Here is an 18,796-nt window from a genome sequence, read left to right as displayed (position 1 = left end):
ATGACGTCAACCTCGTAAAAAACGCGAGGAGAGTTTCAGGTTCGAGCGCCGAACATGACACACTCCTCACATGACTCAGCTCCCTCCCAGCACGCTGACCCAGGACCACACCTCTCCCGAGCCCGCCCGCTCGCTGGCCGACCGGCTGCGCGACGGCGACCGGTTCGCGGTCACGTTCGGCGGCCAGGGAGCCGACTGGTTCCAGACGCTGGCCGAGATCGGCGACGAGTCCTCGGACCTCACCCGGGTCACCGAGCTGGTCGAGGCCTCCGCGGCCCGGGTCGCCCCCGTGGCGTCCGAGCTGGCCGCGGCGCTCCCGCGCCCGTTCGAGCCGCAGCTCTGGCTGCGCGCCGAGGAGCGCCCCGCGGCCACCGACACGGTCGGCGCCGCGCTCGGCCTGCCCGGCGTGCTGCTCACCCAGCTGACCCTCCTGGACCTGCTCGCCGACGAGGGGCTCGACCTGGCCTCGATGTCGCCGGCCGCCGCGGTTGGCCACTCCCAGGGGATCCTCGGCGTCGCCGCGTTCGCCGGTCGCCGGGAGGGCGACCCGGGCACCGACGTGGACCTGATGGCCGTGGCCCGCCTGATCGGCGCGGCCGCCACGATCGTCGGTCGTCGCGCCGGCCTCGTCGCCCACGGCGAAGACACCGCGATGCTGGCCGTCAGCGGTGCCTCCGTGGCCGAGGTCGAGGCGCTGCTGGGCGCCGGTCCGGACAGCGTGGAGGACACCGATCGGGCCGTGGTCGCCGCCGTCAACGGCCCCCGTCGGCTCGTGCTGAGCGGCACCCCACAGGCCCTGCGCCGCTTCCGCGCCGCGGTCGAGGAGCGCTCCGCCCGCGAGGCCGCCGAGGTCGAGTCCAAGTCCCGCGGCGGACGCGCGTTCGCCCCCACCCTCGAGCCCATCCCGGTCGCCCTGGGCTTCCACCACCCGGGCCTGGCCCCCGCCGTCCCCATGGTCCGCGCCTGGGCCGAGGCGTGCGGTCTCGACGCCGGCCTCGCCGAGCACCTCGCGCAGGCCATCTGCGTGGAGAGCCTGGACTGGCCCCGTCAGCTCACCGACGCCGTCGGCCGCGGCACCGAGTGGATCGTCGACCTCGGGCCGGCCGACCTCTCGGCCAACATGACCGGCCGGGCCCTGCGCGGTCGCGGCGTGACCGTCGTCCCCGCCGCCACGAGCGCCGGGCGCGACCTGATCTTCACCGCCGGCGCCGAGGTGCGTCGGGCGGCCGACTGGTCGGCGTACGCCCCCCGCCTGGTGGACCGCGGTGACGGCAAGCCCGTCGTCGACACCGCCTTCACCCGCCTGACCGGCTTCTCGCCGATCCTGCTCGCCGGCATGACCCCGACCACCGTGGACCCCGCGATCGTCGCGGCGGCCGCCAACGCCGGCCACTGGGCCGAGCTCGCCGGCGGCGGCCAGGTGACCGAGGAGATCTTCGCCGAGAACGTCGCGCGCCTCGGCGAGCTCCTCGACGAGGGCCGCACCGCGCAGTTCAACACCCTGTTCCTGGACCCCTACCTGTGGAAGATGCAGGTCGGTGGCCAGCGCCTGGTCCAGAAGGCCCGGCTCGCCGGCGCCCCGCTGGACGGCCTGGTGATCAGCGCCGGCATCCCCGAGACCGACGAGGCCGTCGCGATCATCGAGGACCTCCACGACGCGGGCATCGCCCACGTGGTCTTCAAGCCCGGCACCGTGAAGCAGATCCGCCAGGTCCTGGCCATCGCCCGCGAGGTCGAGACGCCGGTGATCGCGCACATCGAGGGCGGCGTCGCGGGCGGCCACCACTCGTGGGAGGACCTCGACGAGCTCCTCCTGGCGACGTACGCCGACCTGCGCTCGGTGCCGAACCTGGTCGTCTGCGTCGGCGGTGGCATCGGCACGCCCGACCGCGCCGTGGACTACCTCACCGGAACCTGGGCGCGCGAGCACGGCGAGGCCGCCATGCCCGTCGACGGCGTGCTGATCGGCACCGCCGCGATGGCGACCCTCGAGGCCACCACCTCGCCGGCCGTCAAGCAGCTGCTGGTCGACACCCCCGGCGTCACCACCGACGAGAACGGCGGCTGGGTCGGCGCCGGTCGCGCCGCCGGTCGGGTGACCTCGGGCCGCAGCCAGCTCGGGGCCGACATCCACGAGATCGACAACGCGGCCTCGCGCTGCGGCGCCCTGCTGGACGAGGTGGCCGGTGACGCCGACGCCGCCCGGGCCCGCAAGGACGAGCTGGTCGCCGCGATGGCCGTGACCGCCAAGCCCTACTTCGGCGACGTGGCCGAGATGACCTACGAGCAGGTGCTCCGGCGCTACCTGGAGCTGTCCGGACCCCGCGGCACCACCTGGCTGGCCCCGAGCTTCTCGGCCCGCTTCGAGGCGCTGCTGGACCGCGCCCTGGCCCGGGTGCACCCCGCGACCTCGGGCGCCATCGACCGGCTGCCCGTCGACCTTGAGCACCCCGAGGCGGCGGTCGACGCGCTCGTCGGGGCCCACCCGCAGGCCGCCACCCTGGTCCTGCACCCGGCGGACGTGCACCGCTTCGTCGAGATCTGCCGGATCCCCGGCAAGCCGGTCGACTTCGTGCCCGTCATCGACGGCGACGTCCGTCGCTGGTGGCGCTCGGACTCGCTGTGGCAGGCCCACGACGCGACGTACGCCGCCGAGGAGGTCATCGTCATCCCCGGGCCCGTCGCCGTGGCCGGCATCACCGAGGTCGACGAGCCCGTCGCGCACCTGATGGACCGCTTCGAGGCCGCGATCGTGGCCGACCTGAGCCGCGTCGACCCCGCCACCGGCGCTCCGTCGGCGACCCCGACCCCGGGTGTCAGCCGGACCACCGTGGGCGCCGACGCGACGCTGCTGGACGCACTGGCCGCCTCGCCCGACGTCGTCTGGGCCGGACGCACCGTGCGCAACCCCCTGCACCGCCTCGAGGGCGTCCCCCACGAGCTGGTCCTCGACGGCGAGACGGCCGTCCTGAGCGTCCCCCTGACCGAGGGCACCCTCGTGCTGCGCCTCGACCTGTCCGGCGTCCCCGCCGGACGCCTGCCGGTGGTCTCGCACGAGTCGGCCTCCGCCGCGACGGGGGCGCTGCTCGCCGTCACCGCCGGCGGTCACCTGCCCCAGGTCGAGACCGGCCCCGAGGGCGACACCGCGTCCGTCACCGCCTCCTGGACCCGCGCCCTGGTCGCCGACCACGTCGGCGTCACCGACCCGACGCGCACCCGTCGCGGCGACGCCGTCGCCGACCCGCAGCAGGACCTCGTCCCCGACACCCTGGTCGGCCTGGCGTGGCCCGCGGTCTTCGCCTGCATCGGCCCGGTCGAGGGCCTGCTCGACCTGGTCCACCTCGACCACGCCGTGGTCGTGGCCGACGACGCCCCCGCCCTGCTGGCCCGGGACCGCGAGCTGACCCTGGTCGCCACCCGCACCGACGTCGTCGACAGCACCGTCGGCCAGGTGATCACCGTCGCGGTGACCGTCACCGCCGACGGCTCGCCCGTCGCCGACCTCACCGAGCGCTTCATGGTGCGCGGCCGGACCGGCTCGGCCGCGCTGGCCACGCCCACCTCCGTCGTCGGCGAGGTCCAGGACACCCCGCGGGCCCGCCTGGACCGGTTCACCGTCACCGCGCCGCACCACATGGGCGCCTTCGCCGCGGTCAGCGGCGACCACAACCCCCTGCACGTCGACACCGCCGCCGCCCGCCTGGCCGGCTTCGACGGCCCGATCGTGCACGGCATGTGGACCTCCGCCGTGGCCCAGCGCGCGGCCGCCTCGGTCGGCGCCACCCACCACCCCCGCCCGGTCCGTCGCTGGCTGACCCGCTGGGTCGCACCGGTCCTCCCGGGCGCCTCGGTCGAGGTGACCGTGGAGCGCACCGGGGTGACCCGCGGCGACACCGTCCTCGAGGTCTCCGTCCGCGCCGACGGTGAGCTGGCGATGGTCGCCGAGGCCGTCGTCGCGGCCCCCCGCACGGCGTACGCCTTCCCGGGGCAGGGCATCCAGAGCCAGGGCATGGGCCTGGACGCGCGCTCGCGCTCCGCGGCCGCCCGCAAGGTCTGGGACAGCGCCGACGCCCACACCCGCGAGGCCCTCGGCTTCTCGATCCTGGCCGTCGTCCGCGACAACCCCACCGACCTGTGGGCCGACGGCGAGCTGCACCGCCACCCCGACGGCGTGCTGTTCCTGACCCAGTTCACCCAGGTCGCCATGGCCACGCTCGCGGTCGCCCAGGTGGCCGAGATGCGCGAGGCCGGCGTCTTCGTCGAGGGCGCCATCACCTGCGGCCACTCCGTGGGCGAGTACAACGCCCTCGCGGCCGTCACCGGCATCCTCCCGCTCGAGGCGCTGCTGGAGATCGTGTTCCGCCGCGGCATGGCCATGCACCACCTGGTCCCCCGCGACGGCCAGGGCCGCAGCAACTACCGCCTCGCCGCCATCCGTCCCTCGCAGATCGAGCTGGCCGACGACGACGTCGCCGACTTCGTGGCCGAGATCGCCGAGCGCTCGGGTGAGTTCATCCAGATCGTCAACTACAACCTCCGCGGCTCGCAGTACGCCGTCGCCGGCACCGTCGCCGGCTGCGCGGCCCTCGAGGCGGAGGTCGAGGAGCGGCGCGCCCGCGTCGGCGGCAAGCCCGCGTTCATCCTCGTGCCCGGCATCGACGTGCCCTTCCACTCCTCCGAGCTGCACGCCGGCGTGGCGGACTTCCGGGCCAAGCTCGACGGCCTGCTGCCCGCGACCATCGACCCGTCGGTCCTGGTCGGCCGCTACATCCCCAACCTGGTGCCGCGGCTGTTCACCCTCGACAGGGACTACGTCGAGGAGGTGGCGGCGTACGTCGACTCGCCGCTGCTCAAGCCGGCCCTCGCCGACTGGGACACCTGGTCGGCCGACCCCGCCCGCCTGGGGCGGGCCCTGCTGATCGAGCTCCTCGCCTGGCAGTTCGCCAGCCCGGTGCGCTGGATCGAGACCCAGGACCTGCTCTTCGGCGACCCCGAGCACACCTACGCCACCGGCGCCGGGCTGGGCATCGAGCAGTTCGTCGAGGTCGGCGTGGCGAACGCGCCCACCATCGCCAACCTGGCCGCCCAGACCACCAGGCTCGCGTCGTACGACGGGGTCGCCCCGCGGATCGTGAACTCCTCGCGTGACGCCGCGGTCGTCTTCGCCACCGACACCCCGGTGGTCGACGAGCCGGAGGAGGAGACGACCGAGGCACCGGCGTCGTCCGAGGCGCCCGCCGAGACCAAGGCCGCCCCGGCGGCCCCCGCCGCACCGACCAGCGCCCCCGGCGCCGACCGCCCGGCCGACCTGACGTACTCCGCGGCCGACGCGACCCGCACCCTGGCCGCCCTGCGCACCAAGGTCCGCCCCGAGCAGATCGGCTCGGCCGACACGATCGAGGCGCTGTGCGACGGCGTCTCCTCGCGCCGCAACCAGCTGCTGGTCGACCTCGGCGCCGAGCTGGGCCTGGGCGCGATCGACGGTGCGGCCGAGGCGGCCTGGACCGCCCTGGGCGTCACGGTCACCAAGCTGGCCCGCACCTACAGCCCGTTCGGCCCCGTGCTGACCGAGGCCGTCAGCGAGAGCCTGCGCAAGTTCGCCGGCTCCGTCGGCGCCAAGCCCTCGGCCGTGACCGACCGGGTCAAGGACACCTGGCAGCTCGGCCCCGGCTGGGTCGCCCACGTCCAGGCCGAGCTCGCCGCCGGCGTGCGCGACGGGTCCTCGACCCGCGGCGGCGCGCTGGGCTACGACGGCGACCTCTCCGACCTGGCCTCGGTCGTGGACCGCGCGGTCCAGGCCGTCGGCCAGGCCCAGGGCGTCAGCGTCACGCTGCCCGCCTCCGGTGGCGCCGACGGCGCCATGGTCGACTCGGCCGCGCTGGAGGAGATCACCTCCGCCATCACCGGCACCGACGGCGTGCTCGCCACCACCGCCCGGCACCTGCTGGGCCGCCTCGGCCTGGGTGACGCCGGCGTGGGCGAGCCCGACGAGCAGGCCGGCCTCGACGCCGAGCTCGCGCGCCTGGTGGAGTCCGAGCTCGGCCCCGACTGGGCCCGCAAGGTCAGCCCTGCCTTCGACGCCAGGCGCGCCGTCCTCCTGGACGACCGCTGGGCCTCGGTCCGCGAGGACCTGGCCCGTGCCTGGACCGGCGACGAGGAGGTCCGCACGCGCTCCTTCACCGGGCTCGACGCGGCCGCCCAGGCCCAGGCGCGCTGGTGGCTGGACCGCGCCCGCGCCGAGCGCGCCGACCTGGTGCCGTTCTACGACGAGGCGATCTCCGCGGCCACCGGCGCCCGGGAGTGGATCGACGACGTCGCGGTCGTCACCGGCGCGGCCCCCGGCTCCATCGCCGGCGCCGTGGTCGCGGACCTGCTGCGCGGCGGGGCCACCGTCGTGGCCACCACCTCGCGGCTGGACCAGGACCGCCTGGCCTTCTTCCGCGACCTCTACCGCGACCACGCCTCCGTCGGCGCGGCGCTGTGGGTGGTCCCGGCCAACCTGGCCTCGTTCGCCGACGTCGACGCCCTCGTCGAGTGGGTCGCCTCCCCCGTCGTGGAAGAGGCCGGCGGCCAACGCACCGAGCTGCGCCCGGGCCTGGACGCCACGCTGGTCTTCCCCTTCGCGGCCCCGTCCGTGCAGGGCACCGCTGCCGACTCCGGCCCCCGCGCCGAGGTCGAGCTGCGGATCCTGCTGTGGGGCGTCGAGCGCCTGGTCACCGGGCTCGCGGCCCGCGGTGCGGACCACCGCATCGGCCGCCGCGTGCACGTCGTGCTCCCGGGCTCGCCCAACCGTGGCCGCTTCGGCGGTGACGGGGCGTACGGCGAGGCCAAGGCCGCCTTCGACGCCTTCGTCCAGCGCTGGCACGCCGAGCGCGACTGGTCGGCCCGGGTCTCCCTGGCCCACGCCCACATCGGGTGGGTGCGCGGCACCGGCCTGATGGGCGGCAACGACCCGCTCGTGGAGGCGGTCGAGGCCGTCGGCGTACGCACCTGGGCGCCGGACGAGATGGCCGCCGAGCTCCTCGAGCTCTGCCGGCCCGCCTCGCGGCAGGCCGCGGCCACCGCCCCCGTGGTGGTCGACCTGACCGGCGGGCTCGGTGAGGCCGACCTCGACCTCGCCCAGCTGGGCCGCGACGCCCGGGCCGCCTTCGAGGCCCGCGCCGCACGCTCCGCTGACGAGACCGAGGCCGACGAGCCGCTGCTCGCCCTGACCCACCCGGCCGGCTGGGGCGTCTCCCAGCCGACGATGGACTGGGGCCAGGTCCCGACGGCCCCCGAGGACCTCGTGGTCATCGTGGGCGCCGGCGAGGTCGGCCCCGTCGGCTCGGCCCGCACCCGCTTCCAGCTCGAGGTGGAGGACGCCCTGTCCCCCGCCGGTGTGCTGGAGCTGGCGTGGACCACCGGCCTGATCATCTGGGAGACCCAGCCGGTCGCCAGCTGGAGCGACGTCGCCACCGGCGAGCCGCTGACCGAGTCCGAGGTCGTGGAGAAGTACGCCGCGCAGCTCGAGGCCAGCGTCGGCATCCGCCGCTACCGCGACGACAACCAGATGATCGACGGCACGGCCCCGCTGATGGTGTCGGTCTTCCTGGAGGAGGACACCTCGTTCGTGGTCCGCACCCGTGACGAGGCCGACGCCTTCGCCGCGGCCGACCCGGCCCGCACGCGGATCTCCGCGGGCGAGGACGGCGACTGGACCGTGACCCGCCTGGCGGGCAGCGAGATGCGGGTCCCCCGCCGGTTCAAGCTCAGCCGCTTCGTCGGCGGTCAGATCCCCGACGGCTTCGACCCCGCGGTCTGGGGCCTGGGCTCGATGGTGGAGTCCGCCGACCGGCTGGCCGCGTGGAACCTCGTGGCCACCGTGGACGCGTTCGTCTCCAGCGGCGTGACCCCGGCCGAGCTGCTGCGGTGGGTCCACCCCACGCAGTTCGCGAACACCCAGGGCACCGGCATCGGCGGCATGCAGTCGACCCGTCGGATGTACGTCGACGCCCTGCTCGGCGAGCAGCCCCCGAACGACGTGCTCCAGGAGGCGCTGCCCAACGTGGTGGCCGCACACACCGTGCAGTCCTACCTCGGTGGGTACGGCGTGATGGTCCACCCCGTCGCCGCCTGCGCCACCGCGGCCGTCTCGGTCGAGGAGGGCGTGGACAAGATCAAGCTCGGCAAGGCCAGCGTGGTCGTGGCCGGCGGCTTCGACGACCTGGGCATCGAGGGCATCCTCGGCTTCGGCAACATGAGCGCCACCGCCGACACCGCCCAGATGCTCGGCAAGGGCATCGACGAGCGCTTCGTCTCCCGGCCCAACGACCGCCGTCGCGGCGGCTTCGTCGAGGGCCAGGGCGGCGGCACGACCGTCCTCGCCCGGGGCGACGTGGCGCTGGAGCTGGGCCTGCCCGTGCTGGGCGTCGTGGCGTACGCCGGCTCCTTCGCCGACGGCATCCACACCTCGATCCCCGCCCCCGGCATCGGCGCCCTCGGCGCCGGCGTCGGCGGGACCCGCTCGCCGCTGGCCAAGGCGCTGCGCTCGGTGGGCCTGAGCGCCGATGACGTGTCGCTGGTCTACAAGCACGACACCTCGACGGCGGCCAACGACCCCAACGAGTCGCAGCTGCACGAGAAGCTCGCGGCGGCCCTGGGGCGCACCGACGGCAACCCGCTCTACGTGGTGAGCCAGAAGGCGCTGACCGGTCACGCCAAGGGCGGGGCCGCGGCCTTCCAGCTCAACGGCCTGTGCCAGACGCTGGTCGGCGGCACCGTCGCGCCGAACCGCTCGCTGGACTGCGTCGACGACCAGCTGTCGGAGAACGAGCACCTGGTCTGGCTGCGCCAGCCGCTGACGACCGGCGCACTCAAGGCCGGTGTCCTGACCAGCCTCGGCTTCGGGCACGTCTCGGCCATGATCGTGGTGGCGCACCCCGGTGCGTTCGTCGCGGCCCTGGACCCCGCGCAGCGCGAGTCCTGGCTCGAGCGGGCCACCGCGCGGCTGGTGGCCGGCGAGGCCCGGTTCATCGACGCCATGCACGGTGGGGCGCCGCTGTTCGAGAAGGCCGAGAAGCGCCGGTTCGCCTCCGCCGACCTCGCGGCCACCAAGGCCGACGAGAGCGCCATGCTCGTCGACCCGGAGGCGCGCCTGGGCGAGGACGGGGTGTATGCCCGAGCCGGTCGTTGACGCAGGTCCGGGCTGGCCGGGGGGCGGCCCGGACACCACCCCTGCCCCTGCTGCCCAGCAGGGGGCGGGGGTGGGCGACAGCCCTGCCTCCGGTGCGCCACGGGCCGCGGGCGTGGGTGTCGACGTCGTCGCGGTGACCGCGTTCGCCGCCCAGCTGGCCGAGCCGGGCACGCGGTTCGCCCGGGCCTTCACGCCCGGGGAGCGGCGTGCGGCGCGTCGCGGCGGACGCTCCGCCTCCCAGGAGGCCCAGGGTCTGGCGGCCCGGTGGGCGGCCAAGGAGGCCGTCCTCAAGGCGTGGTCGAGCACGCACTTCGGTGGCCCCGAGGTGATCGACCCGGCCGCGGTCGACCTGCGCGAGATCGAGGTGGTCACCGACGCGTGGGGTCGTCCCGGCGTACGCCTCCACGGGGCGATCGGCGCAGCCCTCGCGGGCCGCCGGGTGCTGCTGTCGCTGTCCCACGACCCCGACGCCGACGTCGCGATCGCCTACGTGGTGCTGCAGGAGGCCTGAGGGCGTCCGTGGTCCTCGCCCTGTCCCGGGGAGGGCGAGTGGCCGGCCCGGGCGACGGGCCCGACCTGCCCCTCCGCGCACGCTGCGTCGTGCGTGGAGGGGCAGCGTCGTGCGCGCGGACGAGAGCTCGGCACCTGTCCACAGCCTGGATCCGACCCTGGACCGAGCCGGCGTCGCGCCCTAGAATCGAACACGTGTTCGACATTCTCCTCGGCCGTGACGGGACCGGCGCCCCCTCGGTCGCCGATCTCGACCGAGCGCTGGCGCAGCTCGCGGGTCTCGACGGCGCGGACGCCGGCGAGGACGGACAGATCTCGCTGGTCGCCGCGCTCGAGCGCCTCAAGGGCGCGGTCGCCGCGGCCCAGGCCCGGGTCACCGACAGCCTGGTCCACTCCCGGAGCACCCGCGAGGCCGAGCGCGGCGTCCCGGAGGCGAGGCGGTGCCAGGGCCTCGCCGCCGAGATCGCCCTGGCGCGCCGCTGCAGCCCCCACCGCGGGTCCCGCGACCTCGGGCTGGCCAGGGCGCTGGTCCGCGAGATGCCGCGGACCCTCGACCTGCTGACCCGCGGTGAGATCAGCGAGTGGCGGGCCACGATCGTGGCCCGCGAGACGGCCGTCCTCTCCGTCGAGCACCGCGCTCACGTCGACGCCGAGCTCGCGGAGAAGCTGGCCGGGCTGGGTGACCGCGAGGCCGGGGCGAGGGCGCGCTCCATCGGCTACCGGCTCGACCCGGAGTCCGCGGTCCGACGAACGCGCCTGGCCCGGGCCGACCGGTTCGTCAGCCTGCGACCCGCGCCCGACGCGATGAGCTACCTGACCGCGCTCCTGCCGGTCCAGCAGGGGGTCGCCTGCCTGGCCGCCCTGCGGCAGGCGGCCGACACCGTCCGCAACGACGGAGGACCGGGTCGTGGGGCGGCCGGCACGGCGGGTGACGAGCCCGACGACGAGCCTCGTTCGCGCGGGCAGGTCATGGCCGACACCCTCGTCGAGCGCCTCACCGGCCAGGCCCGCGCGACCGACGTCGACGTCGAGGTCCACGTGGTGATGACCGACAGCAGCCTGCTCACCGACGACCACACCCCGGCCGAGGTCGTCAGCTACGGGCCGATCCACGCCGCCCTGGCCCGCGAGATCGTCCGCGACGCCCCGCGCGCCTGGCTGCGGCGTCTCTTCACCCGGCCCGGCTCCGGCGACCTGGTCGCGACCGACTCCCGCCGCCGGACGTTCTCCGGCGAGCTGCGCGAGCTCCTGGTCGTCCGCGACCAGGTCTGCCGCACGCCGTGGTGCGACGCCCCCGTCCGCCACACCGACCACGTCGTGCCGGTCTCCGACGGCGGCGAGACCTCGTTGAGCAACGGCCAGGGGTTGTGCGAGGCGTGCAACTACGCCAAGGAAGCCCCTGGGTGGCGGGCGATGCCGCTCCCGAGCGACCGGCACCAGGTCCTGACCGTCACGCCGACCGGACACACCCACGTCTCGACGGCACCCGACCCGCCGGGGTGGTGGTCCCCACCGATCACGGCGGACCTCGGGGACGTGGCTCACACCTACACGGTGTGGCGCACCCTGGAGGAGGACCTCCGACTCGTGACCGCCGGGGGACCTCGATGAGGACGCCACCCGTGGACGTCGGGCGGGCAGCGCCGGACCGACGCGAGGGGTGAGGCAGGTCAGCCGACGAGCGCGCGCAACCCGGCCGTGACCAGGACCGCCACGAGCACGCACAGCACCAGCGGGAGGCGCCGCCACAGCATCACCCCGGCCACGGCGACACCGACCGTGTGGGCGCCGACCGACCACGACCGGCCGCTGGCGAACACCGAGGTCACGACCAGGGCACACAGCAGCGTCGGTGCCATCAGCACGACCACGCGGGTGAAAGCCGGTGGCAGCTGGCGCCCCCCGAGCAGCACCGGACCGAACGCCTTGATCAGTCCCGTCAGCACGGCGCAGCCCAGGATCAGGACCCAGACCTGGGTGTGGGTCAGCGTCACGCCGACCTCCTCACCAGGCCGAGCAGCGCCACCGAGCTCGCGGCGAGGATCGGGATGCCCGGCGGGCTGATCGGCACCAGGGCCAGGGCGAGGAGGCCCCCACCCACGGCGGCCCGCCGGGCGGTCGGGTCCCGGAGCTCGGCGATCAGGAGCGAGAGGAAGAAGACCGGGTAGATCGCGTCGAGGCCGAGCCGGTGGGTGTCACCGAGGGCGTTGCCGAAGGACGCGCCCACGACCGAGCCGAGCGTCCAGGTGACGTACTGCGGGAGCGTCGTGCCGAACAGCAGCCACCGGTCGAAGGTGCCGTCGCCCCGGTTGGCCAGCGCCCACGACGCGTCGACGACCGTCTGCCCCTGCGCCGCCCGCTTGAGGACCCCACCCGGCAGGGAGGGGGCCAGGGCGACGCCCATCGCCAGGAACCGTGCGTTCATCAGGCTCGCCGCTGCCAGCGCCGCGGGGATGCTGCCCCCGACGGTGATCACGGACAGCATCGCGAACTGCGCCGACCCGGCGAATACGATCACCGAGGTGACGATGGCCTGGACGACGCTGAAGCCCGCCTGCCGGGCGAGGACGCCGAAGGAGAGGCTCAGCAGGAACCCGACGACCGCGAAGGGCACGCTGAGCCGGAGCCCGCGCCGGAAGGCCGCGCGCGCTCCCTCGTCCCCCGTCGCCGTCACGGCTGCAGTCTAGGAACGTGCCGCCGCCCGCCCACGGCGGAGTCGCGGTTCCGTGACGACTACCCGGTGTACGCCTCGATCGCCCCCACGATCTCGGGCCGCAGGCGCGCGGCCGGGATGACCGCGTCGACGGACCCGACCTCCACCGCCCGGTGGATGTCGTGGATGCCGTCGAACTCGGCGGCGACCTCGCTGATCTTCTCGGCGCGCGTGGCGGCGCGCAGCTGGGCGCGCTCCACGACCAGGCCGATCCGCTCGGCCCCGCGGGCCGCGGCGATCCGCTCGTCGAGCGCCTTCATCGCGGCCGTGGCGGCCGTGCGCTTCTCCACCTCGCCGGTGAACACCACCGCGGCGGCGGGGGCGCCACCGATCACCGAGGCGTAGGAGCCCTCGACGGCGAGCACGGTCATGCTCGGGTTCAGCGCCTTGGAGAAGACCACGAACGCGCCACCGTGGTAGCGGGAGATCACGCAGAAGACGATCGGGCCGCGGAAGTTCACGATCGCGCGGCCGATCTCCGCGCCGTACTCCAGCTGCAGGTTGCGCATCGACTCCGGCGACCCGTCGAAGCCCGACAGGTTCGCCAGCACGACCAGCGGCCGGTTGCCGCTCGCGGAGTTGATCGCCCGGGCCGCCTTCTTCGACGACTTCGGGAACAGCGTGCCGGCGGTGTAGGTGCCGGGCCCGTCGGTGGGCGGGAAGCCCGCGCGGCGCACGGACCGGCTCTCGATGCCCAGCAGGCACACCGGGTGGCCGCCGACGTGCGCGTCCTGGACCACGGCGGTGTCGGCGTCGGCCATGCCGGCCCAGCGCTCGAGGACGTCGTGGTCCTGGTCGGCGACGGCCCGCATCACCGTGCGGATGTCGAAGGCCTTCTTGCGGTCGGGGTTCGACTCGGCCGAGAAGATCTCGCCGACGCACGTGAAGTCGCTGCCCTCGACGCTGTGCGGGAAGGAGGAGATGTCGCGGTCGACCGGGTCCGTCGACGGCGCGCGCCGGGGCCCGGACTCCCCCGGCGCCACGTAGGTGTGCTCGTAGTGGGCCATCAGCACGCCGAACGCGCCGGCCAGGTCGGGCGCCCAGTACTGCGCCTGCCCGTTGGGGCCCATCACCCGGTCGTAGCCGCCGATGCCGTAGTTGTCCTCGGCCGAGACGCCGCCGGAGAAGTCCAGCGACTGCTTGCCGGTGAGCACCATCGCGCTCTCCGGCGTCATCACCAGGATGCCCTTGGTGTGCATCAGCATCGTGGCCTCGGCGTTCCAGTACGGCTGGGCGCCGACGTTGATGCCCGCGACCACGACGTTGATCTCGCCGCCGTCCTGGGTGAACTCCACGATCCGGCGCAGGGCCTTGGCCACCCAGTCCATGTTCTCGGTGCCGGAGTCCATCGAGATCCGGGCGCCCGCGGAGAGCGCGAACCACTCGACCGGGACCCCCAGCTCCTCGGCGAGGTCGCAGGCCGCGATCACGCGCAGGCACTCCTGCTCCGCGACCGAGCCGAGCGACTTGGTCGGGTCGCCGCACAGCACGACGCGCGTCACGCCCTGGGGGTGCAGCGGGGTCGGGGTGGTGACGACGGCCGCCAGGATCCCCGACGTGTTGAGCCCGTAGGGACGGTCGACGGGCACGAGCCGGCCGCTGTCGTCCAGGTCGTGCTCGACGAGCGTGCCGCCGGGACCGGCCAGCACGCCGCTGAGCTCGTAGGGGTAGACCAGCCCGCGGCGGCGCGAGCGCACCACCTTGGAGCGGTAGTCGTCCAGCGGCTGGAGCAGCTCGGTCGGCGGCTCCTCGACCGAGGTGGTCACGCCCGCGCCGGGGCGGGCGCTGAAGCGCACGGCCATCGGGACCGGGTCGGAGCCGGGTACGGCGAGCCGGCCCTGCGCCACGACCTCCTCGACCCCCGCACCGTCGGTCAGCGGGCTGATCTTGGCGCCGAGCGCCCCCAGCGCGTCGAGGTCGAGGTCGACGACCGGCCAGACGTGCACCCACACGTGGTTCAGGTCGAGCTTGGCCCCGTCGCGACCACGGGCGACGCGCTCGCGACGGATCGACTCCAGGCAGCTCTCCACCGCGCGCTCGGCGTGCGGCAGGGCGGTGATGGTGCCGTCGTCGTCGCGGACGACCGACATCTGCCGCACCTGCGCCAGCGCCACCAGGCGACGGTCGGAGGCGTTCTCGCGGGCGACGCACTCGTAGAGCAGGACGTCGTCGGGCCCCTCGATCCGGGTGACGTGGAAGTTGCGCAGCCGCCACAGGTCCAGGCGACGCCCGACCATCGGGTGCACGCCGCGGGTGAGGTCGTCCTCGACGAGCCCCTGGTCGTCCGTGGACGCCTCGGAGGCAGCGGCGGGACGGAAGGTGTGGTAGCCGACGCGACGGTCGCCGCCACCGGAGCAGACGGCGACGCAGACGCGGCGTACGTCCTGGGCCAGCGGGAGGGCGGCGAGCAGGGACCGCAGCCGGGCACTGGCCTCGTCGGGGGTCGCGGGGGCGTCGGGCCAGGAGAGGTAGAGGTCGACGACTGCGTCCTCGCCGTCGGTCCGCGAGGCGAGGTGCTCGCCCACCGCGGTCACCAGCTCGGAGCCCTCCACGAGCTCGGCGACCGAGCCGATCGAGGAGACCAGCCGGGTCGGCCGCTCGTCGAGGGTGTACGCCGCGACCACGACCGGCCGGGGCGCGTCGAGGGACCGCACGTCGTGCAGGTCGTACTCGCGGTAGTGGCGCCGGGCCAGCACCTCGAGCATCGGCTCGCGCTCGGGCACGCCGTCGACGAGCCGGTCGCACAGGAAGCCGACGGTCTGCTCGGGGATCGCGGCCAGGGCCTCGATGCGACGCTCCCGGTCGGGGACGTCGGCGGAGGCGGCGAGCGCCTCGACCTCGTCGCGCATGCCGAGCAGCACCCCGGTGCGCTCGGCGTCGACGGCCGGCTGGTCGAACCAGCGGAACCGGACGCTGCGGGCCAGGTCGCCGACCGCGGGGTAGCGCGCCTGCGGCACCCGGCCGAGCCGCTCCAGGAGCTCGCGCGCCCGAGCCGCCAGGTCGCCGACCGGCGGCAGCTCGCGGCTCCACGCGCCGAGCAGGGCCGCGACCAGCGCGACCTCGGGGGTGGTGCGCTGCTGGGCCAGGAAGATCCGAAAGACCGCCGCCTCCAGCTCGGGGGTGCGGTCCAGCGAGGTCAGGCCGTAGTGGCGCAGCACCCGCTGGAGCCGCTCGCGGAACTGCTCGGGGAGCCCGCCGCGGTCGGCGTCGAGGCTGAGCAGGTAGGTGTGGAAGTGCTCGCGCGAGCTGTGCACGCGCAGCTCGGTGTGCCGGTCCTCGTCGGCCGGCCGGTTGCGGCTCAGCTCGGCCAGGTCGACGAAGGTCTCCAGCAGGGTGACCTCGTCGGCCAGGACGGAGTCGTCGTCGGCGAGCGGCTCGGCGTCCCGCACGGAGAGGTACGCCGACAGCGCGGCGTCCTGGTCCTCCGGCGGCACGTCGTAGCCCAGCACCACGGCGCTCAGCGCGGCCCGGGCCCGCTCGCGACGGGTGGCCGGGTCGATGGCGGCGTCGACGGGCAGGTCGACTTCCTCGCCGGCGTCGGTGACCTCGTTGGCGGCCTCGCCCAGCTGCTCGAGCTTGATCAGCGCGGCGCCGGTCTCGACCTGGCTGCCGGTGATGACGTGCAGCTCCTTGACGCGGGCGGGGAACGGCGCGTGCAGCGCGGTCTCCATCTTCATCGACTCCAGCACGACGACGGTCGCGCCCGCCTCGACCTCGTCGCCGACGGCCACCGGGGTGGCCACGACCAGCGCGGGGGCCGGTGAGCGCAGCACGCCGCCCTCGTCGCGGCTGACCCGGTGGGCGACGCCGTCGACCTCGACCAGCGTGGTCGGGCCGTGGGTGGCGGTGACGACGGCGTAGCGACGACCGCCCACGACGAGCCGGCGGCGCACGTCGTCCACGTGGGTCATCGCCACGTCGACGGTCTGGGTGCTCGCCCCCGTCGTGACGCCGACGCGGAACCGGCCCGGGCCGGTGTTGATCGTCGCGACCTGGTGGGCCACGCCCCGCAGCTTGAGCTCGACGGGGCGACCCACCTCGTGGGCGGCCGAGGGACGACCACCCTGGGCGGTCTCGATCAGGCGGGCGGTCTCGATCCGGACGCCCTCGAGGTAGGCCTCGATGCCGGCCGCGACCACCGCGACGCCCGCGTGGGCGTGGGAGGCCAGCCGGCCCTCGGCGCGGACCCGGTCGATCCAGCCGGTGTCGGCCCAGGCGACGCCGTGGGTGGGGGCCGCCACGACCTCGGGCTGGGCCAGCAGGTCGAGCACGAAGCTCTTGTTGCACGCGCCGCCCTCGATCACCACGGTGGTCGAGGTCATCGCCCGGCGCAGGCGGGCCAGGGCCTCGTCGCGGGTGCGGCCGTGGGCGATGATCTTCGCGATCATCGAGTCGAAGTCGGGCGGGATGGTGTCGCCCTCGGCGACGCCGGTGTCCACGCGGACGCCCGGGCCCGAGGGCAGGTCGAGGCGCTCGATGCGGCCCGGGGCGGGGGCGAAGTCGCGGTCGGGGTCCTCGGCGTTGAGCCGGGCCTCGACGGCGTGCCCGACCTCGGCCGGCTTCTCGCCCTCGAGGCGGCCGCCCTGCGCGACGTGGATCTGGGCGCGGACCAGGTCGATGCCGGTGGTGGCCTCGGTGATCGAGTGCTCGACCTGGAGGCGGGTGTTGACCTCGAGGAACGCGAAGGTCCGGAGCTCGGGGTGGTAGAGGAACTCCACGGTCCCGGCGCCGACGTAGCCCACGGCCAGCGCGAGCTGCTCGGCCGCGGTCTTGAGCTCCTGGGCCTGCTCGGGGCTCAGCAGCGGCGAGGCGGACTCCTCGATGACCTTCTGGTTGCGGCGCTGGATCGAGCAGTCCCGTACGCCGAGGGCCCAGGCCGTGCCGTGGCTGTCGGCGATCAGCTGCACCTCGACGTGCCGGGCGCCGGTGACCAGGCGCTCGAGGAACACGGTGCCGTTGCCGAAGGCCCGCAGCGCCTCGTCGCTCGTGCGCTGGTAGGCGTCCTCCAGGTCGGCGGGCGAGGCCACCATCCGGATGCCGCGGCCGCCGCCGCCGGCGGTCGCCTTGAGCATCAGCGGGTAGCCGACCTGCTCGGCGGAGGCCAGCGCGTCCTCGAGGGTGTCGACGGCGCCGCGGCTCCAGGGAGCGACCGGGACCCCGACCTCCTCGGCGATCAGCTTCGAGCCGATCTTGTCGCCCAGGCGTCGCATCGCGTCGGCGCTCGGGCCGATGAAGGTGATGCCGTGCTTGTCGCACAGGTCGACGAAGGCGGGGTCCTCGGCCACGAAGCCCCAGCCGGGCCACACGGCGTCGGCACCGGTCTCGAGCAGGGCGCGCTCGAGGACGGCGAGGTCGACGTACGGACGTGCCGAGGCGGGCCCGAGGTCGAAGGCGAGGTCGGCCTCGCGGACGAACATCGCCCCGGCCTCGCCGGTGACGTGGAGGGCGACGGTCTGCACGTGCTCCTCGGCCGGGCGGGCGGCGTTGAGCTCGTGCACGGCGTGCAGCAGACGCATGGCGGACTCGCCGCGGTTGACGATCGCGATTCGACGGAAAGACACGACGGACCCCTCGGGTTGAACGCTGGAAACGCGAGGATCGTCTCGCGTTGAACCCACCGTCCCACGAGTGCGGGGTTACGGGCCAGTCACAAGGCCCACCCGTGGCGTGTCGGCCCTCCTAGGACACGGAGCGGTGGTGGGCCGCCTCGGCCTCGGCCGCGATCAGGTAGCCGGTCAGCAGCGTCTTGAGCTGCACGACGGCGTCGGGGTGCGACTGGCCGTCGCGGATCGAGAAGTTGAGCATCGAGTAGGTCACGTGCACGATCACCTCGGCCAGGGTCTGGCGGTGGGTGATCTTCGACCCGGGCGTCAGCGGCGCGAGCAGCCGGCGCACGGCGGAGGCCAGCTCGCGCTCGTGGGCGGCCGCGATCGCGCGGGTCGGCGGCGTGGCCTGCATCGCCAGCCACACCGCGCGGCGCGACGGGTCGGTGCGCCACAGGGTGGCCAGGTGGTCGAGCAGCTTCTCCAGCAGCTGGGCCCAGTCCAGCGTGGGGATCTCGCCGCCGAACTCCTCCAGGGCCTTCTCGACGTTGGCGGTGTCGAGCCGGTCGAGCTCGCAGATGATCGCGTACTTGTTGCCGAAGAACTGGTAGAGCGAGCCGATCGGCACCCCCGCCCGCAGCGCGACCTGCTCGGAGGTGAACGACTCGAAGCCGACCTCGACCAGCAGCGCGCGAGCGGCGCGCAGGATGTCGTCGAAGCGTCGACGGCTGCGCTCCTGCGCGGGACGGCGTCGCGGCAGGAACTCGGCCGGGTCGTTGACCTGCGTCGTCATGGCCGACAGGCTACGCGAGCACGGGCGCCCGGCTGCGTGGTTCCACGAGGGCGTCCCAGCCCGCG

Annotated in this window: 7 protein-coding genes; 3 read left to right on the top strand and 4 right to left on the bottom strand. The window is 74.6% G+C overall.

Going from position 1 to position 18,796, the window contains the following annotated elements; all coding sequences use genetic code 11:
• Window positions 1–70: 70 nt before the first annotated feature.
• The 3 genes from ACYVDA_RS13860 to ACYVDA_RS13850 all read left to right on the top strand — a co-directional run bounded on the left by ACYVDA_RS13860 (window position 71) and on the right by ACYVDA_RS13850 (window position 11,293).
• Window positions 71–9,172 (top strand): fatty acid synthase subunit beta domain-containing protein, encoded by a 9,102-nt coding sequence (locus tag ACYVDA_RS13860; protein WP_460818975.1) that lies wholly within the window; start codon window positions 71–73, stop codon window positions 9,170–9,172.
• A 70-nt stretch (window positions 9,173–9,242) separates the two neighbouring features.
• Window positions 9,243–9,683 carry a holo-ACP synthase AcpS gene (gene acpS, locus ACYVDA_RS13855; protein WP_460818974.1) on the top strand — a complete coding sequence of 147 codons (441 nt, stop codon included), beginning with the start codon at window positions 9,243–9,245 and terminating at the stop codon, window positions 9,681–9,683.
• A gap of 194 nt (window positions 9,684–9,877) precedes the next feature.
• Window positions 9,878–11,293: an HNH endonuclease gene (locus ACYVDA_RS13850; RefSeq protein WP_460818973.1), complete on the top strand. Its 1,416-nt coding sequence runs from the start codon at window positions 9,878–9,880 to the stop codon at window positions 11,291–11,293.
• Between the two features lie 59 nt (window positions 11,294–11,352).
• Here ACYVDA_RS13850 and ACYVDA_RS13845 read toward each other — a convergent pair whose 3' ends face one another.
• The 4 genes from ACYVDA_RS13845 to ACYVDA_RS13830 form a co-directional block, all read right to left on the bottom strand.
• On the bottom strand, window positions 11,353–11,676 hold the full coding sequence (locus tag ACYVDA_RS13845) for an AzlD domain-containing protein (RefSeq protein WP_460818972.1): 324 nt from the start codon (window positions 11,674–11,676) through the stop codon (window positions 11,353–11,355).
• Complete coding sequence (locus ACYVDA_RS13840) at window positions 11,673–12,356, bottom strand: AzlC family ABC transporter permease (RefSeq protein ID WP_460818971.1); 684 nt, start codon at window positions 12,354–12,356, stop codon at window positions 11,673–11,675. The genes ACYVDA_RS13845 and ACYVDA_RS13840 overlap by 4 nt, the downstream gene beginning before the upstream one ends.
• A gap of 59 nt (window positions 12,357–12,415) precedes the next feature.
• A complete protein-coding gene (locus ACYVDA_RS13835) occupies window positions 12,416–17,956 on the bottom strand; it encodes an ATP-binding protein (protein WP_460818970.1) in 5,541 nt (1,846 codons plus the stop codon).
• Window positions 17,957–18,074: 118 nt separating this feature from the next.
• Complete coding sequence (locus tag ACYVDA_RS13830) at window positions 18,075–18,731, bottom strand: TetR family transcriptional regulator (RefSeq protein ID WP_460818969.1); 657 nt, start codon at window positions 18,729–18,731, stop codon at window positions 18,075–18,077.
• Between the last annotated feature and the right edge of the window lie 65 nt (window positions 18,732–18,796).

Source organism: Nocardioides korecus (assembly GCF_054778395.1).
Note: the sequence above shows the minus strand (reverse complement) of the source record. Positions and strands in the feature narration are given on the sequence as shown.

What these genes read in the sequence shown, in the direction of transcription:
- ACYVDA_RS13860 (WP_460818975.1), top strand. Translation starts at nt 71, where the DNA reads ATGACTCAGCTCCCTCCCAGCACGCTGACCCAGGACCACACCTCTCCC.
- ACYVDA_RS13830 (WP_460818969.1), bottom strand. Translation starts at nt 18,731, where the DNA reads ATGACGACGCAGGTCAACGACCCGGCCGAGTTCCTGCCGCGACGCCGT.